This window comes from Candidatus Dependentiae bacterium, assembly GCA_020431705.1.
GTDB lineage: Bacteria > Babelota > Babeliae > Babelales > Vermiphilaceae > JAGQHQ01.
In genome coordinates this window covers 64,981-85,871 of sequence record JAGQHQ010000002.1, presented here as the reverse complement: position 1 = coordinate 85,871, position 20,891 = coordinate 64,981, and the positions used below count along the sequence as shown (strand labels likewise).

General features: G+C 33.2%; 17 protein-coding genes. 3 read left to right on the top strand and 14 right to left on the bottom strand.

What is annotated here, in order from left to right:
* Positions 1–93 precede the first annotated feature (93 nt).
* The 10 genes from KC460_01005 to KC460_00960 form a co-directional block, all read right to left on the bottom strand.
* Positions 94–588 carry a hypothetical protein gene (locus tag KC460_01005; protein MCA9769929.1) on the bottom strand — a complete coding sequence of 165 codons (495 nt, stop codon included), beginning with the start codon at positions 586–588 and terminating at the stop codon, positions 94–96.
* A 92-nt stretch (positions 589–680) separates the two neighbouring features.
* Entirely contained in the window at positions 681–1,196 is a 516-nt protein-coding gene (locus tag KC460_01000) for a crossover junction endodeoxyribonuclease RuvC (GenBank protein MCA9769928.1), read from the bottom strand.
* A 29-nt stretch (positions 1,197–1,225) separates the two neighbouring features.
* Entirely contained in the window at positions 1,226–2,776 is a 1,551-nt protein-coding gene (locus tag KC460_00995; protein MCA9769927.1) for a trypsin-like peptidase domain-containing protein, read from the bottom strand.
* Positions 2,777–2,801: 25 nt separating this feature from the next.
* The gene (locus tag KC460_00990) at positions 2,802–3,527 is read right to left on the bottom strand and encodes a methyltransferase domain-containing protein (protein MCA9769926.1); all 726 of its coding nucleotides are present in this window, start codon (positions 3,525–3,527) and stop codon (positions 2,802–2,804) included.
* A 20-nt stretch (positions 3,528–3,547) separates the two neighbouring features.
* Positions 3,548–4,921, bottom strand: a complete 1,374-nt coding sequence (dnaB, locus tag KC460_00985) for a replicative DNA helicase (GenBank protein ID MCA9769925.1) — start codon at positions 4,919–4,921, stop codon at positions 3,548–3,550.
* A gap of 56 nt (positions 4,922–4,977) precedes the next feature.
* Positions 4,978–5,439, bottom strand: coding sequence for a 50S ribosomal protein L9 (rplI, locus tag KC460_00980; protein MCA9769924.1), 462 nt, complete (start codon positions 5,437–5,439; stop codon positions 4,978–4,980).
* A 46-nt stretch (positions 5,440–5,485) separates the two neighbouring features.
* Positions 5,486–6,535, bottom strand: coding sequence for a hypothetical protein (locus KC460_00975; protein MCA9769923.1), 1,050 nt, complete (start codon positions 6,533–6,535; stop codon positions 5,486–5,488).
* Between the two features lie 262 nt (positions 6,536–6,797).
* Positions 6,798–7,229: a hypothetical protein gene (locus tag KC460_00970; protein MCA9769922.1), complete on the bottom strand. Its 432-nt coding sequence runs from the start codon at positions 7,227–7,229 to the stop codon at positions 6,798–6,800.
* Entirely contained in the window at positions 7,226–7,738 is a 513-nt protein-coding gene (locus tag KC460_00965; GenBank protein MCA9769921.1) for a hypothetical protein, read from the bottom strand. The genes KC460_00970 and KC460_00965 overlap by 4 nt, the downstream gene beginning before the upstream one ends.
* 14 nt (positions 7,739–7,752) lie before the next feature.
* On the bottom strand, positions 7,753–8,130 hold the full coding sequence (locus KC460_00960) for a hypothetical protein (GenBank protein ID MCA9769920.1): 378 nt from the start codon (positions 8,128–8,130) through the stop codon (positions 7,753–7,755).
* 67 nt (positions 8,131–8,197) lie between these two features.
* Here KC460_00960 and KC460_00955 point away from each other — a divergent pair, with 67 nt between their 5' ends.
* Entirely contained in the window at positions 8,198–9,925 is a 1,728-nt protein-coding gene (locus KC460_00955; protein MCA9769919.1) for a hypothetical protein, read from the top strand.
* 122 nt (positions 9,926–10,047) lie between these two features.
* Here the strand turns inward: KC460_00955 and ileS are convergent, their stop codons facing one another.
* Positions 10,048–12,894, bottom strand: a complete 2,847-nt coding sequence (gene ileS, locus KC460_00950) for an isoleucine--tRNA ligase (GenBank protein MCA9769918.1) — start codon at positions 12,892–12,894, stop codon at positions 10,048–10,050.
* Between the two features lie 91 nt (positions 12,895–12,985).
* Here ileS and murD point away from each other — a divergent pair, with 91 nt between their 5' ends.
* On the top strand, positions 12,986–14,377 hold the full coding sequence (gene murD, locus KC460_00945) for a UDP-N-acetylmuramoyl-L-alanine--D-glutamate ligase (protein MCA9769917.1): 1,392 nt from the start codon (positions 12,986–12,988) through the stop codon (positions 14,375–14,377).
* A gap of 47 nt (positions 14,378–14,424) precedes the next feature.
* Here the strand turns inward: murD and KC460_00940 are convergent, their stop codons facing one another.
* The 3 genes from KC460_00940 to KC460_00930 all read right to left on the bottom strand — a co-directional run bounded on the left by KC460_00940 (position 14,425) and on the right by KC460_00930 (position 19,038).
* Complete coding sequence (locus tag KC460_00940) at positions 14,425–16,116, bottom strand: hypothetical protein (GenBank protein ID MCA9769916.1); 1,692 nt, start codon at positions 16,114–16,116, stop codon at positions 14,425–14,427.
* 622 nt (positions 16,117–16,738) lie between these two features.
* The gene (locus KC460_00935) at positions 16,739–18,283 is read right to left on the bottom strand and encodes a hypothetical protein (protein ID MCA9769915.1); all 1,545 of its coding nucleotides are present in this window, start codon (positions 18,281–18,283) and stop codon (positions 16,739–16,741) included.
* A 113-nt stretch (positions 18,284–18,396) separates the two neighbouring features.
* The gene (locus KC460_00930) at positions 18,397–19,038 is read right to left on the bottom strand and encodes a transposase (protein ID MCA9769914.1); all 642 of its coding nucleotides are present in this window, start codon (positions 19,036–19,038) and stop codon (positions 18,397–18,399) included.
* A gap of 374 nt (positions 19,039–19,412) precedes the next feature.
* On the opposite strand from KC460_00930, the gene ftsW reads away from it, so the two are divergent.
* The gene (ftsW, locus tag KC460_00925; protein ID MCA9769913.1) at positions 19,413–20,531 is read left to right on the top strand and encodes a putative lipid II flippase FtsW; all 1,119 of its coding nucleotides are present in this window, start codon (positions 19,413–19,415) and stop codon (positions 20,529–20,531) included.
* The last annotated feature ends 360 nt before the right edge of the window (positions 20,532–20,891 follow it).

The following is a 20,891-nucleotide window of genomic DNA, read 5'->3' as shown; positions in this document are numbered from 1 at the left end:
AAATGTGTGAGAAGTTTTATTCAAAGATAAGAAGCCACTTACACTCAATACTATATCAAAATTTTGGTATTGCAAGTAAATCATTTTACGTAATTATTGATCTTCGTATGACAAAAAAATGATGGGTACATATTGGTCAATATGCAGGTCAACTAGTGCTTTCTGTATCATTACAAACCATGATTGTAACATGAGTTTGTCAGTTGCTTCGACCCATAAAAAATCTGCATAAAATTCATCTACAAAAAATTGCTCACGTTTTACAAGTTGATTACACTGTATATAACCACCGCCAATCAGATGATAATACATATCCCATACGTTATCGAAAAGTTGATCTTTTTCCATAGTTAGACATCCTACTTCACAATAACAGTTAAGAGCGTTTAAAAATTTAGCGATAATTTCGCGCCCTGCTGTTATATTTTTTATTTTTACATGGTGAACACCGCAAGACATAAATATGTGCTGTATTTTTATAATATCTTCTTCCTGAAGAGATGTTCCTATGTGATGTACTTTTGTTAAATCTACATATCTTTCATATACAAATAGATTATTTTGCTTGTGCTTTTCACCTGACTGCATCGTATTAATCCCCCTTAATTGTTAACTACACCTTATTATGTTGCCCCTTATATCAGTTGTATACAAAAAATGAGAACAGAAATGCAATGGTTTTAGGTTATTTTATAGTCTTTATAGGTTGTGTTATTAATTTGGATATTCTTTTTTCGCCATAAACCACACAGACCTACTGCAAGCGCATCAGTTACGTCTTCTCGTTTTGGTTTTTGTAAACCGGGAAAAAGTTGTAACAGAATGCGCGCAACCTGTTCTTTACTTGCGCCGCCGAAGCCAGTTACTGCTTGTTTTACTTCACGTGGCGAATACTCATGCAAATTGATTTCATGTAAGTCTGATAATAGATAAACAATTCCACGTAGATAACCAAGCTTTAAGAAATTTTGTGCATTTTTTCCCAAAAATGGTATTTCTATGGTTATATCGGTAATATTTTTTTTCTGTATTTTTTGATCAAAAAAGTCATGGAATAGTCGTAGGCGATGCGCAATAGATTTTTTTTGAGGTAACGCCAAATAACCGCAATCAATTAAAAAAGTAGTTCCTTTATCTTCTTTAATAACACTGTAACCGCTAAAGCGCAAACCTGGATCAATGCCCAACACTACCATTACCCTTCTCCTGTTGTGCTTATTTTTTGCTAATGGTTTAATGCATCCGCATAACCTGCTTTTTCAAACAATTGTTTTGTGCTTTCAAGTAATGGATAATGATATGTTTGCAACAATGTTATTTCTTCTTTTAGTAATTCTTCAAACAATAAAACTACCGGTATGCTATCCGATGCTTTAGTGATAGTATCGACAACATTTAAGGTAAGGTAGCCGCTTGTAATACTATCTGATAATGCCTGATCAAAGTCTTCTAGCGTTTTTACTTGCTTATCATTGATTTTATTTATAACAACACCCGGTGCAATAGTACGAGATAGATGCAACGCAGTATTTGAAAAAATATGCGTAATAATTAAACGTGGCTCAACTTGGTTTTTCAGCTTGCAATAGCGTTGTAAACCAGGTGCATGTTTTTCAAAAATTGCTACATGATTGAGCGAAAGAGGCATAATAACCATGCCACCGAAAACACGATAATCAATTTTATCATATCCTGGATAAATATGACGAATTGGTAAATCTTGAGAATAATCAAAATCAACTTCTAATTCTTTACGTTCTCCGTTGCGGTATAAAACAAGATTGACTGTTTGCCCTATTGCCAAACGCGCAACATAATCAATAAGTGAAACTTTATCAAAAAACCAATCAACTTGCATATCACCATAAATATCAAGTTTATGACCATCAATTTCATAAATCATATCGCCACTTTGTACACCCGCTTTATACAGAGGAGAATCTTTGATTACCTCGACAACGTAGCAACCACCCGGCCGTGGATTACCTAAAAAATCAGTCATAGCATCTGTTGCGTTAATTGATAAAATTCCTAAAAATGGTTTTTTTACTAAGGCATGTTCGTGCAGCGCTGGTAAAATAAGCTTAAGTTCATTGACGGGAATAAAGTAGCCAACATTCTGCGCTTGTGGTATACCACTACATGTTATACCAATGACCTTTCCATCTCGGCTTAACAATGGACAACCAGAATTTCCTGGATTTATTGGTGCATCTGTTTGAATCAGTCCCTGGTGCCAACCGCTAACAACACCTTTTGTCCCCTTTATACCTTGTTGGCCAAGTGGATAACCTAATGCTAAAACTTCGTCAGTTATTGCTACCATATCAGAATCTGCAAGCTCTAGGTAATGAATTGATCCAAAATATTCTTGCATATAGTGATTGAACTTTTTGATTGGCTTAAGCAATGCAAGGTCTCGTTCTGGCGCAATGCTTAAAACATAAGCTTTAAATGGTCTATTTCCTGCTGCAGGAAGGCAAAAATACACTTCTTTTTGTGTACCAACAGCATGAGCGTTTGTTACTATAAAAAAATTATTATTTTGTTTAATAAAAAAGCCACTTGAACAAGAACTCTTTTCTTCGGGCATGCGGAATGGAATAATAAGATCAGTAATAACATTGTGACAAAAAATTTGCACAACAGCATTATGTCCTTTTTGTTGAATTTCTAACCATTTATTTTTTGTTTTAGCATATAGTTGAGAAGTATTTACGTTTATTGCAGCGGTAAAAAAAACAAGTACATTTATAATATGAAAAAATTTTTTCACAGAATTTCCTTATTTTCTCTGTTGGTTAAAGATGTTGAGATTCTTCTGGCTTAAATGTTCCGTGATATACTCGTACTGGGGTTACATTTGCCCAGATATCGACACTTTTGAAAGAATATTTTTTTATAAATTTTTGTAGATAAGTTCGTTTTGCTTTGTAGTCCTCTCCCTCTTTTCCTGTTAAAAAATGTTGTTTAAGCCCTGGAAGCCACATGTGTTCATAATAAGATAGCATCCCATTAGGTTGCAATAGGTTTTTATACAAAGAAAATACTGTTCGAACAAAGTTGAATGATAACAAAGTAAATGGCAAAGCAGAAATAATATAATCATATTTATAGGCTGGCCTCCAGCTAAGAATGTCTGTACAATGAATAGCTATATTATTATTTTTATCAAAACGTTTATGTAAGAGATTGCAGTATTTTTTTTCAATCTCGACAACATCTAATGTATAAGGAGCGCTACGACGTCCTAAAATTTTTTCAAGTTTTTGAGTAAATATACCAGACCCAGCACCAACTTCCAGAACTTTCAAATGACCAGTATCGGAAGCCCTTTTTACTTGTTTAGTAATTTCTTTCGCTACAAAACGTGAGCATGGTGTAAAAGCACCAACTTGGAATGGATTTTGCACTAAACCACTAAAAAAATGAAGAAAATTTTTTCCCCAAAACCAATGTGCACCGTGATACAAAAATCCGGCGAGTAGTATTATTACAATAAGACTTTTCTTTACTTTACTGTTCATAGGCGTGAGTATATCACTTTCTACATATCTTGAAAATCTTCAAATTTGGTAAGTTCGCGAATAAAATTGAGATAGACGGTTCCTGTCGGCCCATTACGCTGCTTGCCAACAATAAGTTCGGAAAGCTCTGGGTTTTCTGTATCTTGATTATACACAACATCTCGATATAAAAAAATAATGAGATCAGCATCTTGCTCAATTGCGCCAGACTCTCTTAGATCAGAAAGCATGGGGCGTTTGTCCATTCTGCTATCAACAGCTCGAGAAAGTTGAGATAACGCTAATATAGGAATATTTAACTCTTTTGCAAGTCCTTTTAAAGAACGAGAGATTTCTGAAACTTCTTGATGTCTATTTTCATGTCTTTTTTTGCTATGTAATAACTGTAAATAATCAATTATTAGGAACTGTAAATTATGCTCAATCTTTAGCTTTCGCGCTTTTGCACGTAATTCCATCACAGAAAGCATTGCGGTATCATCAATAAATAATTTCATATTTGCAAGCTTTGCTGCGACATTTGTCAATTCAACCCACTCATCTGATGTAATGGTTGCATTGCGAATATTATGATGCGAAATACCTGATTCTGCTGAAAGCATTCGTAGGGTTAGTTGTTCAGCTGACATTTCCAAAGAGAAAAAACCAACAGTAGCACCACTAAAGGCTGCATTATTTGCAATACTCAAAGAAAGTGCTGTTTTTCCCATTGAAGGACGTGCGGCTAAAATAACTAAATCTCCACCTTGAAATCCTGAAGACATCAAGTCAAGTTGCTTATAACCAGACGGAACACCAGTTATTCCCTTGCTATGGCTTTTAATGTTAGATAGATGTTGAAATGTTTTTTTTAACCAAATATTAAGTTGTATAAAATTTTGGTTTGATCTTTTTTCTGATATTTGAAAAATAGTTTTTTCTGCTTCGTCCAATACGCGATCAATATCAGTTTCATTTTGATTGTAGCAATTGGTAATAATATCAGCAGCAGAATTAATGAGCGATCTTAATACTGACTTTTCCTTGACAATTTTTGCATGCTGTTCGAGTAATCCAATAGCTGGAATATCTTCTTGAAGTGACATGAGGTACACAATACCGCCAATATCTTCGAGTTTATTTTTCTTTGTTAATTCATCTTGTAGTGTAATGAGATCAATCCGCTTAAGTTGGGCTGACACATCAAGAATTGCCTGATAAATAATTTGATGCGGTATGTGATAAAAATCACTTGCTTTGAGTAATTCACTGACAAGAGCAACGTATTCGTCATTCAATAGAATCGCACCAAGAATTGCCCGTTCTGCTTCCGAATGTGATGGCAAAGAGCGTCCCAATATTTTTTCAGGTCTAACTAAATGAGCTTGTGACGAATGTCTATTGCCATTGCGCATATAAAACCAAAACTTTCTTGTATAACAATAATGATGTTAGTTATTTTTGTGTATACTTACTCTGACATCACCTTGATGGTTACTTTTGGTTTCAAACGTGAAGACAACTTGATAGTGACTTCGAATGTTCCAGTTGTCTTAATTGATTTGCTAAATTCAACCTGGCTTTTTGAGATTCGGATTCCCTTTGTAGCAAGTGCATCAACAATTTCTGATGCACTGATGGCACCGTACAATTTTTGTTTACCCTCATTGTCACCGTCACCATGTACTTTTTCTCTTAAAATAAGGGTGAGCGCTTTAATTTTTTCTGCGAGCATTGATGTTTCTGTTGCAATAACTTCACTACGATGTTCAATGACTTTTTGGCGCTCAGCAAAAATAGACTCATTTTTCTTGGTTATTTCTACACCTAATTTGCGAGGAAGCAAAAAATTGGTTGCATAGCCTGGTTTTACTTTTACAATTTCTCCAGCCATTCCAACGCTTGGAATATCTTTGAGTAAAAAGACTTTCATTGTTTGGCCTTTCTAGGGTTTTTATGATTTTAAAGTAATGTTGTTATTATATTTTAAAAAGTGGTATTTGAGAACCTGTTTTATCAATAAATATGCCGTTTGAATGTCCAACGTAAATACTGCTTGTTTGCCATTCTATTGTTTTGAATATAGCGTGATATAGCATTAGACGGGGTATATAATTTAGTTGAAACCAGCTGTCGTTGATTAAAAATAATGGTGTTTTTTTTGTATACATTTTAGGGCTAAAAAATAAATCAGAACAGATATACGGGCAAAAAGTTATGTTTGGTTGAATGTGAAATTTTTTAAATGATGATCCAACGTTAAATGGTTCCCTATCGTGTAATAGAAGTTTTTTTAAAAAATTAATTTTGTTAAGTGGAAAGTTGATGCATTCAGTAATTGGAGTTGGTTTTATTTTGTCATAAGTTTGCATTATGCGACACTTTGAAATTAAATAAGCTGAATTAAATAGTTTTTTATTTTTTATTTTGTGAGATCCGATTATTACAGTTTGCTTGTCTATCAAGCTGTTTGTTTGCCATAATTCAACTATATCTAGCTGTTGATTTAATGGAAATGGGTAACTCGATTCAGGCATAATAATAATACTATTACTTCTTTTATACCTTTGGGAAACTAATGTTATTTTATGCGCAATCTCTTGTGCTATATCCAGGGGATGCCTTTGTACTTTCGATGGCGTTATAATCACAATTCTTTGCACATATTTTGGCACAACAACATCTTCTATTCCTATAATAAAACCCGTAAAAAATGGAATCATACATAAAAAAGATACATATTTCTGCCCTCTTGTCTGAGCAGACATATACCAAGAAAACAAAATGATGCAGGAAAGTAATCCATATCGAGTAAGCGTTGTAAGTAAAAAAAGAAGCGATGGATACACTGATAGAAGTATTAACGGATTACCAAATGGATAACCATAGGCAACACCAAAGATCCAAAGAATATAATGATCCATAAAAAAAAAATAGCCTACCGTTGCAGCAAGCCATGCCAAACTTACACTCACCTTTTTGGTTAGTTGATTAGCAAAAAAAAACCAAATGCCGCTATGTAAGCTCATATATATCACCAAAAGAACATATGCTAAAACTCGGCCTTGGCCACATCCCTTGTTGATTAAAATCTGCAAAAAGGAACTACAATGAACCGTAAAAAAAAATACCCCCCAAATAAAGCCATCCTTAAAAGAAAATAGCTTGTTATATTTCCTCGTATACCAAAAAATCGGAATAAGGAAAAAAAATATACACCAAAAAAAGTATAGTGGCCAAAAAAATGCACTGTTTAAAAGTATTGTGGACAAAAGTAAAGCAATACATTTATCACGCATAGCAGAATTCGCTAATCATAAATGTGCCGCCCTCTTTTTGTACAATGCAAATCATACTTTCAACTTTTTCATCCTTTTGCAATAATTCTGCATAAATTTTTATACCTCTTTTTTCTACTTTTTCCAAAGATAACCTTGCTCCATATAATGAGGGCGTCGTTGGCCACCGTTCAATTGTAACAATTTGAGGTTTTATACCTTGTGTGCTTGACATGATAACATCGAACTGCTGTCTGCTATATGCAATACCATAATTAAGAAGTGCTTGTGTTAGTTTATTTCTTTTCTCACATGCACCTCGTTGCAAAACGAGGTCAAAAAAATATTTTGTACTCCGCCAGTTTACTCGAAAAAGCAAAAGTAATATTGTCATGAATAAAATGACAAATAAGATGGCAGATCCCTCTTGATCTATTTTTTTCATGCAAGCACCCTATTTATTAAATTTATTGTTTGCTTTCTACACCTCTGTTGTCCTTTATCACTTATCAAAACAATATCGACTGCCCTAATTTTTTTCTTATCCTCAGTATGGCGCGGTATAAAGGTGATGCTTTTTATATGTGTCGCAACAACGCTTTTTCTTTTACTGCTCCATGAGCCTTGATTTTTATTATATACCCCTTCTACTCTCACCAACATAGTATTATCGAGATACCATCCAATATCCTTATTTGAAAATCTCCAGATCAACATATTTTGACTGCACTCTTTCCACATCACCAATTGTGCTGGAGCCTGACAAATATCTCGCATTAATACATCACATGCAATAGACAACGAAATAATACTGTTTACAGTATGTTGCTGAAAAAACCCATTTTTATTCATATGAATGCCATACTCAAATACAATAAGGCTCAAAACACTAAATGACATTAAATACATTAAAAAAGAAATAAGAGAATACCCACTAAGTCCATACTTACTCATTACTCCCTTTCTTTTTAGCTTGTACCAGAAATAAGTTGATACGAACGCGATTGATTTGTAGGCGTTTTCCAAAAAACTGTTACAATAATAAGATTGTACTGTTTACTCAAGGGCATTTCTTTAATATGTATATTTTTTTCATCATGTGTAATGGTAAACAAATTATGTTCTGTGTCATAAGCGACATTTTCATGATTATTAATTAATACATCAACTATAAAACGTGCTTTATTAATAGCTTTATTGTATAATTTTATTTCTCGTTGCCAACATGATATATGCCATTGGTAATATGCTATAGTACTTGCTATACTGCCAAAAACAACTAGGGCAATTAAAACCTCAACAAGGAAAAAACCGCTTGTTACCATTCTTCTTTCAATAGTACCCACTTGTATACTCTCGACATCCGACTATACTATACTCTACTAAACACTGTGAACAGAAAGGATTCTACTCATGACTATAAAATCAATTACTCGTGTATTCGTTTATCTTTTTTGCATATTACTATACAGCTTTACTTATACACAACAACCTCCTTTGGCTTTAACACCAGAAGATCAAAAAATGCTTGCAGAGCTTGATAAAGAAATTAATTCATTCGTTGATAATCTTCCACCAGAGCAACAACAACAGTTTTGGAAAGATGTTGAAGAATTAACAGAAACAATGAATAACATGAAGCCCGATGAACTTGATAATTTCATTCAAGGTGTTTTTAGCGGAGAAATAACAGAACTACCAGTAAAAGAACAACCAAAACCTGAACCAACAACAACGCCACTATCAACTCCAATGCCTACTCCATCAGAAGCACCTAAGCCAAAACCAAAAATAGTTGAATCTGTTGAGCTACCAGAAATAAAAAAAGCAATTGAATCTATTGAAACAGCTATAGATCAAATAGAAACATTCTTACGTAAGACTCAAATTATTCCAGGTATAGAAAGTAAAGTAGAAAAATGGGCCCGACAAGAAAAAATCCGCTCTTGGCAACCCGGGAAAACATGGTCTCAATTTAAAACTCAAATAGAAGAACTTGTACAAAAACTGTATAAAGTAAAAGATCGTGATCCTGAAACAAAGCAATATAATTACATCATCATGCTTGTTACTAATAAGTCGCTAGTACATAATTTAGAACACTTGGCAACAGCAACAAAACAACATGTTTCGCAAGTACAAGCGCCTGAATTCGGTCAAACTAAACTCACAAAATCTGCACGTGCTGCTATTCAACAAGTAAGCAGCACTATTGGTGAAGTATTGTTTACCACACAAATCCTTCAAGAGCTAGACGCACTTTTTGCTGGATTTTCTTCAGTTGCAGCTCAACGGAAATCAGAAGAACAAAAAACACAACAAGGTACACTTGGCAAACGCTATTCACTTACGCCTTCTCCAGCAGTTGGCAGTAGTAGAACTCCTTATTACGCAGAAGGATATAGTCAAGAACCATCATACTCTCCTCCGGCAAGATCATACCCCCCTACAAGTCCAACCTACATACCGTCTGAACCAAGTACACGTCGAAAACCAACCCTTGCTAGGTCGCAAACTGATACAAAATCAACACCAAGCAAACTAGAAGCAAAGAAAACTGGCAAACAACCTGCAACAAAAAAACCACCGATTAAATCTGTAACAATAGAAAAGGACGCTGTTGCAGAAGGTTACCTTGATGAAATTATCAACAACGTAGAGAAATCTATCGATGTTATTGAGGAATATGATGCGACACTTAAGAATATTCAAAAGCACTTAGTTGATGATAAAGAAGTGAAAGTTGATGTTGCAATGCTTAGTCTACCACAAGGTATCAAAGCTGTACGAAAAGCAACAGATAAACTCAAAGCTCTTACCAGGCGCATTGATCGATTAGAAAATGAAACACAAAAAAAACATTATCGAGACTCATTCAAGAAAGCAAAGATTCGCAAAAAGATAGAGACTCTTGAGACTCTTGGCAGTAATATTAAAACAATAAAAAATGACTGGAACAACATAGAAAAGAAAGTAAGCGCTGATAAGCAATATGCATATATGGGTGGTAGAGGGGCTAGCCAAGCAACAGATACCATCAAACAGACTATTACGGCACCATCTTCTATTTACGAATTACAACGAGAATTAGAAAAATTTGTTGAAATAATTGAAGAACTCGAACAAGTTAAAAAGAAATAACATTACCATATTAAATCGAGAACACCAAAAGCAAAGGAGCCACTTACAAGAGTGGCTCCTTTAGTATCTATAAATCAACTTACTCGCCTATATACTCAACCAATATATACTCAACCAAAAAATCAACTCAAAACACCTTGACATCTGTTACACAATTCATCTTCATATTCCATAACATTCCAATGCCAACAACGCAGACATTTATTTCCCTGTGCTTTTTGCACAGAAACAAACACACCTTCAAGTTCTGATTTTTGTAAGTCATCATCACTTTGCTGTATCGTACATTGAGAAATTATGAAGAACTCTTTGAAAAAGCTCTCAGCTGTTTGCCCTGCCGTTTTTAAATCTCCAAAAAATGCAGGTAATATCCCGAGCATTTCCTTTTTTGTATCAAAGTACAATGTTACCCGCGCTTCAAGCGAATGTTTTATAATACCTTTCTCACGTAATACCTCGATGCTTTTTAAGACTGCTGATCGAATGCTTTTTAATAAATCCCAGCGAATTGCTAATGCATCTATTTTCTGAGCTAGTAGTTGCCAGATATTTTCTAGCACTGCAAAATCCTGCAAGTGAATAGAATCCCATTTATCTTGCTGATAATGATCAGAAACACTCTCTGCAGTGAATGACATAACCGGTGCCATTAACCGTGTAAGCGTATCTAAAATATACCAGCACGCTGTTTGCGTTGATCTTCTAAGCTCACCATCTGATTTTTCAACATACAGCCTATCTTTAACAATATCCAAGTAAAAAGAACTCAAACTAACCGTACAATAATCTGCAAGTTCATGAAACACAGCACTCAAATTATATTCTTCATAGAAAGCACGTATCGATTGTTGTACCTCAAACAGTTGTTGCAATGCATATTGATCGATAGGCAGAAGTTGATCTAGTGGTAAAGCATCTTTTTTAATATTAAAATCATATAAATTTGATAGTAAAAATCTACAGGTATTTCTAATCTTTCTACCAACTTGAATTACATTATCAACAACAACATCAGAAACAAGTAGATCCCCACCATAATCGACACTTGCTGCCCACAAGCGTAACCCGTCAGTACCCATTTTTTTAATCATATCTTGCGGTGCTACCACATTGCCAAGTGATTTAGACATTTTACGGCCATCTTTATCTACGGTATAACCGTGGGTCAAAATAATCTCCATTGGCGCCTTACCATGTAGTACCATCGAGGTAAATAATGAGCTTTGAAACCATCCGCGATGTTGATCTTTCCCTTCTTGGTATATTGTTGCTGGAAATCCTAGACTGGTTTTTTTTGCAAGAACTGCATAATGGCTTACACCAGAGTCAAACCACACATCAAGAATATCTACCTCTTTTTTAAATTCCGCACTTTGACAATCTGGACATGTAAAGTTTTTAGGCAACAATTGCTTAACATCAACAATGTCCCAATATTCTATGCCTTTTTTTGCTATCTCTTGCGCAACCTTTTTAATAAGCTCTTTATTTATATAAGTATAATCACATTGCATACATAACACCGCAGTAATAGGTATTCCCCATACGCGTTGACGAGATAAGCACCATTCTAACCGACCTTCTACTGTTGCAAGTAAACGATTTTTCGATTTTTTTGGCAACATGGTAATACCATTAATCGCTTTAAGAGCATTTTCTTTCAAATTGTTTTTCGATAAATCACAGAACCATTGCTTTGTTGCACGGAAAATTAAACCATTTCTACAACGCCAGCAATGCGGATACGAGTGTACAATGCTTGATTTGTGCAATAATGCATTTTTTTCTTTGAGCTTTGTAATCACCCACCCCGCTGCATCAACAATAGACATACCTTCAAGTTCAGCCGGAAAAATACCTTCTTGGTAGTACCCACTCGGACCAACCGGAGAAAAAATTTCCAATTTGTGTTGCACACCAATATCATAATCCTGCGGGCCACAACCAGGCGCACAATGCACAAAAGCAGTACCTTCATCAAGCGCAACACCATGGTCAAGAATCAGCGGTACAGTTAATTCATCAACAAACGGATGGTACGCTTGAGCTTGTTGCATAACAAGATCATCTGAAATAAATTCAGCTATAACCTTATTTTCTATTTTGAGCATATGTACAATTTTTGCTACAAGTTCTTTGCCAACAGCTATATATCTATCATTAATTTTAAGTATCGCATAGGTTGATTTTGGCTTAAGTAACACCGCACGATTAAGTGGTAATGTCCATGGTGTTGTTGTCCAAATAAGCGCATAAACTACCTTGCCTTTTAATGTTGGCAATACTATATCAATAGCTTGCTGTTCTAGTGCAAAAAGAACATAAATTGAAGGGTCTTTACGATCATAATATTCAATTTCAGCTGTAGCCAATACCGTTTTACATGATGAACACCAAGGTACCGTCTTATTTTTACGTTCAATGTATCCTTGATCAACAAATTCGCCAAATGCGCGAATAATTGATGCTTCATATTCTGGTGCCATAGTTAAGTAAGGATCGTCCCAATCCATAAGTACACCAAGCTCCTTAAACTCGTGGCGCTGTACATTAACCCAATGCTGTGCATACGCACGACACCTTTCTTTTAATTCTTTTGGTTCAAGACCCGGTGTATCCTTCGTAACTTTAAGTTCGATCGGTAAACCATGACAATCCCAGCCAGGTGTTACTGGTACATGCTTACCCATCATGCGTTGTGATTTTGCAATAATATCTTTTAGGATTTTATTGTACGCAGTTCCCAAATGAATATGTCCATTTGCATATGGGGGGCCATCATGTAAAATATATTTTTCTTTGCCTGCATTATACTCGAAAGATTTTTTGAATACATTTTCTTTTTCCCATCGTTTAATCATAATTGGATCATTCACTACAGCATTCGCTCGCAATGGAAATTCTGTTTTAGGCAGATTTAATGTTTCTTTGAAGCTTACTTTTTTTGCTTTATCAACTTGTTCTGCCATGATTTAAATCCTTTTAATATTAAACGCCATAGATTTTCGTATTGTACCTTTTTTTATGGTGTTTTTCTATAAAAAATCGTACACTTGCCCCATGAAATCAAAAAATAAGGCGCTTTTTAATCGCACAAACAAAAAGATTGGTGTTTGGGGCTTGGGAGTTGTTGGCAAAGCCGCAGTTTCATTCTTACATACGCAAAATATTTATATTACCGTATGTAATGATAAAAATCTAACGGCTTCAGAAAAAAATTTTCTCCAAAAGTATAACGCTTTTTTCTGCCATCAAAAAAATATCAACTACTTTTTCCAAGAAAATGATTTTATCGTTGTAAGTCCAGGCATTGATCTTACTCCATATAAAAAATATCAACATAAATTTTTAGCTGAGCTCGACCTTTTTCAAGAATTTTGCACAAAACCACTTATTGCTATTACCGGTTCTGTAGGAAAAACAACCATTGTAACGCTATTGGAAGAAATATTAAAAAAATATGGTCATACCGTATTAGTTGGTGGCAATATTGGTATTTCCACATTAAGCTTATTGTCGAAACAAAACAATGCCGATTACATTATTTTAGAAGTTTCTAGCTTTCAACTTGAGTACTGCAAGCAATTTGCGCCTGACTTTGCAATCATAACAAATTTATATCCAAACCATTTAGATCGGCATAAAACTGTAGAACAGTATTGTACAACAAAATTAAATATTATAAAGTATCAGAACATGCATCAAAAGGCTCTCTTGCCACTTAGTATTCATGAGATACTGCCCAAAAATAATAAATCAAATATTTCTTTTTTTTCAGATCAAAAACCAAAACAGTTTTTAGATCGATGTTCTTATTTTTTTACATTAAACAATCTTGTAATTATGCGACATTATGGCTCAAAAAACAATATAGAAGAAAGCATTATATACCTATCTTTTTTTCCAAATATAACATTTACACAGAATTGGCTCATTATTACAGCCATACTCTATTTGCTTGGTAAAAAAGTTAAATCCGAAAATATACAATCGCAATTTACATTACCAAAGCATCGCCTTGAAAAGGTTACGACTATTGATGGCATAACTTTTTACAACGACTCAAAAGCAACAACCCCCTCCTCTACTCTTGCGGCTGTTAATCAGTTACAAGGCAAGCCGATTCATTTATTTTTAGGTGGTCTCAGTAAAGGTATCGACCGTACAGATTTAATTACGCAACTAAAAAATAAAGTATGCTTTATCTATTGTTTTGGTAAAGAAGCAAAAGAGTTGAAAAAAATGTGCACACAAAATAACATTCCCGCACAACACTATTCCAATCTTGATGATGCATTTCAAGCATCGCTACAAAAAGCACATCCAGGTGTGCAAATCGTACTATCGCCAAGCGGATCTAGCTTTGACTTATTTAAAAATTACGAAGAACGTGGCAACTATTTTAAAAAGTTAATTTTGATGCTTTCCGGTAGCAATGCCAAAAAAGCTTAAATATACAGTTTTATACCTTAAATTAATTAAAATAACTTGCTGGAAGCCTATTTGGATATGTCAATAGAACAATACTTTAATATCTTTTCTATTATTTCTCTAGGTAAATAAACAGGAAATCCCTTACCATCTCCGTCTTTATATGGCCTATTTCTTCTGGTAGCAAGAAGATTCGCTTTTATAAGTTCACACCGAATTGAAAGTAACTTGATTCTCGTTTTATAATCATGAACTACACCAGAATACCAATCTCTGTCAAAAACACCTTCCCAATAATGTTTAAAAGTAACAACATTCATCTGTTGTAACGTTTTAAAATTCTTGCTAGACATAGAAAAAATGTATTTATCTTTGCATGTATCACAAAACACTTTATCATAATTTACATTATTTTTATCATAATAAAAACTAGCCAAATCATAAGATATTATATCAGATCTACGTTGTGCTTTTTTTATCAAAGCTGCACACTGCCCATCTTTACATATAGTAGTTTTCAATTTTAAACAACAATTTTCCTTGTTCGCATCCTCTTGTTTACCAAAAAGTACCATTGCATGATCACATAAACACTGACATATCAAATCAGTAGCAAATAACGTTACTCCTTCAAAAAAATTCCTTCTTGCCAAAATACCATCTTGAAACGCAGTGTGTAGAATATACAAAGCGTTATATTTAGAACCGAGTCGAATATTTTCTACCTTTTTAGAAAAATTATATAGATCTTCTCTACCTATCTCTTTTTTTTCGTATTTGATATTGTATCTACACCTTGAAATGGCAAAATGCATTTTTTTTAGATTTTCAGAAAAAATATCTATACTTTTTCTACCTATCTCTTCTTTTTTCGTATTTGATATTGTATTTACATCTTGAAATGACAAAAAACATTTAAGTGCACTTTTATTAATATTCTTTGCAAAAAAAGAAAATGCTTGTGCGCTAAGTTTTTGCGAATCATTCGCATTGCAAGATGAGCCTTTGGCCAATATTGTATCAATTTCTTTTTTCCCCCATGTATCCAACAAATGACTTGTAAATTGCCTTAGATCAGCCTTAAACAATGCTATACAAACATCATTGATCATCTCCCCGCTTATTAATTTTTCTTTCGAGAACAAAGAGCTCAAAAGAAAACCTATCAACGGTTTCTGTGCTCGCTCATGAATCAATGCTTTATCCTGTGCGCTTACTTGCATATACGATCTAATACTATTTTTTATAGCGATAGGTGCTACATATGCGTTATTAAATTCTTTTGGCTGCTGATACAAAGCTTTAATATCATTAACGGTGAACTTATTACAACCAGGATATAATAGATATACTGGTTTTTGTATAAGTTCATTTAAAACGGCATTCTCTACTTTTTCACAGACACGAGCATCAAATTCTCTCTGAGCAAATGTACCTGCAGGAAAAAACAAGCATGATGCCATACTACCACCAGCACAGGCGCCAGCTATCTTAAAATTTCCTTTATATGCACTATAAATACTGCCAACTAAGAAAGACCCTGCTATAACAGCAGGTACGACATATCGATTAAGACCAATATCAATATCGGAATGTGCGGAAGTAGCATTCTTAATAACTTTTTGTAAATGTTTTTTCTGAGCTTGAAGTACCACATTCTTATCACAGTCAACTGAGTCTTTTTCTTCCATCGCATGCAAAAAGCCTGTTACAAAAATAAAAACTAAAAAAAAACCCGATATTATACTTTTTTTATTCATAGCATACCCCGAAAAAATAGCATTTTTTACCACTAAAAGTTCTTTGAAGTAAAAAACCACAACTGAATTGTCAAAAATATGATTAAAACTATTATAACAATTTTTCTGCATTATGCAATAATTATTGCATAATAGAAAAACACTTAAAGTCAATACATATGAGACTTTTAGGCACAAGTATTTTTATAGTATTGCCAAGGAGGTAATTATTGTAAATATTGGTGAGATCGATAAGTATTGTACTTAGGCTTTATTGACTTTTTAAAACAGTAGAGATTTTTTATATGATAGTATTGAAAAAAAATATGAAAGATACGGCAATTTGAATAGTATTTTCAAGCATTTTAACGCGTGGAGTAAAAAAATATTAGATCCTATAAAACATATTCTCTAAAAATATACCTAAGCTCGCCAATAAATGCCACCGTATCCTTCCTATTATTTCATCAGGTAAATAAACAAAAACTCGCACACCTCCATCTCCGTTTTTATACAACACTTCTTTTTCCATGTTTTTTTCTTCCAAAATACCTTTCCCAATACAAAGGTTCCACATCACAAATAACTTCCATGTTGGAAGCAACTCTGCTCTCTTATGATAGTTAGTCATTACATTAGTATACTAATCTTTCTTTAATATATTTTGTAGATAACATTCCAATGCTACAACATTCATCTTTCGCAATATATTAAAATCATTGATAGACATAGGAAATGTACAAAAATCTGTATTACTAACTTTTTGAAATAGCAGATCTACCACATTTTCATAGATACTAAAATTAGCCAAATCAAAGGGTAATTTATCAATATTACGAGGATTCATTATATTATAAAAACGATGAAATTTATCATTTTTACACAAAGTACTTTGAAATTTTACAGAATCAACTTTCTCATTCACACCACTCCCTCGTTTACCAAAAAGTATCTCTGCATGACTACAAAAACACATCTGTATTGGCCTTGTAGCAGATAGCGTTGTTCCAAGAATTTTTTTTGTAAAAACAGCGTGATCACTTTTTGCAAAAACACCTTCTTGTAACGCAGCATATAAAACATACAAAGCATTATATTTAAAGCCTATTTGAAGATTGTGTACCTTAATAGAAAAATTATCTAGATCTTGTATTGTAACAGCAGCATGAGTAGAGTTCACACATTTTTTTTCTTTTTTTGTGTTTGATGTTGTATTCACACTTTGAAACGACAAAAATCTATTAAGATAACGATTTAGTTGTTTTTCATTAATATTTTTTATAAAAAAAGAAAATGCTTGTGCGCTTAGTTTTTGCCTACAGTTCCCATTATCTTTTTTTTGTTGAGTAAGTATTTTATCGATTTCTTTTTTTCCTAATACATCAAACAAATGCATTGTATACTCTCGTAAATCGATAATAATACCTTTATATATAGTATCGCATAACTCGCCATTATACATATACATGATATTGTGTAACCCACCGTTATATATAGCATCGTAATTTTCTCTTTTCTTCGGAAATAAAAAACTTAAAAAAAAGTGTATTAATGGCATTTGGGCGCGCTTATTATTTATATCATTAAATAATTTATTTCTTTTTGTCTTAGTCGTGCATATCCACGAAGCTACCATATCTGATGTTTTATATTCATTATTAAATTTTTGCGGCGCCTGATACAGGTCTCGAATTGCATCAGTGGTAAACTTATCACACCCAGGATACAATGGATATATTGGTTCTTCTTTAATCTTTTTTAAAAGATGTTTCTTAATCTTTTTATATTGATTACTAGTATCAAATTCTCTCTGAGCAAATGTACCAGCAGGAAAAAACAAGCATGATGCCATACTACCACCAGCACAGGCTACGGCTGTCTTAAAATTTCCTTTATATAAACTATAAATACCGCCGACTAAGAAAGATCCTCCTATAACAGCAGGTATAATATAGTGCTTAAGATCCACTTGTTTTTCACAAGTGCATAAACGTGTACAAATAGGTTCAAAAATCTTTCGTAAATAGTCTTTTTGATACCAAAAAATACGAGATTGAAATTCAGCATCATCATTATTATGATTCCATACAACTTGTTTTTTCTCTTCCATTGCATGCAAAAAACCTGATGTAAAAGTGAAAACTACAATAAAAATAACTGTCTTATATCTATTCTGTAATATCTTCATTATTGTTATTCTTAATTTTAGAACCTATCCCAAAATTCATAAATACTTTAAAATAAGATTGCTTATTATTCATAATTAAAATATCCCTATATTATAGGGAGCGAATTGTGAAATTAAAAAATCGATACATCCGATTCAAAAGTCCTAAACATGTAGGCTAAAACAGCAGTCTTTACTTGCGCAATGTAACCCTTATCGCCTATCAAAAGACCTTTTATATGTGCTATAAATTGATCATCGTTTAGCATTTTTACATCATGTACATTAGCCGGGGTAGTCGCAACAGAAACGATCTCTCGATTTTGATTAATTATTATATGAAGTTTAAAACCCTGATAATATCCATGCATATTTTTGCCTATGCCAGCAGAATTTAAAGCCCACTTAACGTTTTTTCTGTTATACCCAGATACGGGCAGTGAGCTTGAGTCAATAATGCAAAACTCTTGATACTTTTTTGCGTTAATTTTTGTAAAAACAGCTAAAACAAGATCTATATATGGCAAAGCTTTTCTAATTGACCGAGTAAATTGTGGATAGCTTGGAATATTTTTAAAACATCCTGAAAGCTCTGCTCGAATCAACCTATAAAGTTGTTTCTCTGTAAAGAAATTTCTTTTGTGACCTTCGATTAGAACTGTAATCACTTCGCTTACTGTCATCTTACTTTTGCGTCCTTGTTTTGATTTTTGTGTAATTCCGTTCTGTACAATTTCGTCAATTATGTAGTAAACTTCTTCTATGCTTTTTAGCATTGGCTAGTTCCTTTTTTTTTCCAAAAAACGAAGCTAGCCTACTCTATTTTTACTTATTTTTTAATTTCACAATTCGCTCATTATAGGATTAAAGACGTCAAAAATATGGTCCATAAATATCTTCCTCTTTTTGATGCTTACTCTACACTTACCACCATGTGCCCCTACATTGACTTAGGCTATTTTCCTACACCAATTGAACGCTTTAAAAATTTAGAAGTAATAGTAAATAAAATTAATGCAATTTGTTAAAGCAGAATAAAAATATTAACTGTGATATACAGATAATTTTATTGACAAGGCAGAATAGTTCTTCGTACGATTAGCTACACAAAAAAAACTATATATACAGAAAAATGCATAAATAAAGTTATATGATTGTTAAACATGCACAAACAAAAATTGATTTACGTATTTTTATTGGTATTACTGTAATCCTTATTTTAATTGGGTGTCTTTTTATTTACTCAGCAAGTTCAGTTTATGCACTAGAAACATTTGGTTTTTCTCATTATTTTATAAAAAAACAATTATTCGGCTTATCACTCGGTATTGTTGGTTTTATTATTGCACGTTTTACCCCATTGAATTTAATAAAAAAATTAAGCCCACTCTTATTTATTGGCACACTCTCTCTTACTGCACTTACGCTAATACCTATAATCTCTTATCGTATTCACGGTTCAAGTAGGTGGTTAAATATTGCTGGATTTAGCTTTCAACCAAGTGAATTATTAAAAATTGCATTTGTTTTATATATCGCCTATTTTTTAAGCAAACGAGAACGTCGTACTATTTCTTTTGCACGAACTTATTTACCCTTTTTAGTAATTATCGGTATTACTAGCATTATTTTATTACAGCAACCAGATTTTGGCTTGACTATTACATTGGCAACAACCGCTATCACACTTCTTTTTATCGGGCAATTTCACGCAGCCTATTTATCTGCACTATTTGCTACATGCATTCCCCTTGTCATTACGCTTATTTTGATAAAACCCTATCGCATAAAACGTATTTTAACTTTTTTGAATCCCTGGAATGATCCACAAGGCGCAGGATTTCAAATTATACAATCACTTATTGCAATTGGTTCTGGTAGTTTTTGTGGAATTGGTATTTCCAACTCAAAACAAAAATTTTTTTATCTACCCATGCAACACACAGACTTTATTTTCTCTATTATCGCAGAAGAAACTGGATTTATTGGCTCGTTACTATTGATAAGTTTATATATGCTTTTCACTTATTTTGGTATGAAGCTTGCCTGGCAGATGAAAGATTCATTTTGTATATTCGCCACTCTTGGTTTTATTATTTTAATTTCGCTACAAACAATTATTAACCTTGCAGTTACTACTGGGTTGGCCCCCACCAAAGGAATTGGTTTACCTTTTGTAAGCTATGGTAACACTTCTCTTGTATGCATCATTTTCATGATTGGTTTGATTATCAATATGGCATATTACAACATGTACTCATCATATTAAAATATATATCTTTAAACCAAAGTGGGCTTGACAAAGGTAACAATTGATGTAACTATTCGAAATAGTATTGTTTGAAAAATTATTATTAACAAATAAACGGAGAATGATTATGCAACGCGATTGGCATAAGACAATACATGCTAATAAAAACATTCATATCCCTTTTATTTTGAAGATAATAGCTTTTACGCACATGTCCTATTATCGTTGGGCTTAGCCCTATTTATTCCTTTTCATATTAATATTCCTTGTCTCTATCTTTAATACAATAACTATAGTCAATACATATCTTTTTATCAAAACCCCAAAAAGAATGATTTTATTGATTGTATATTTTAACGTTTTTTATAATTGAAAAAT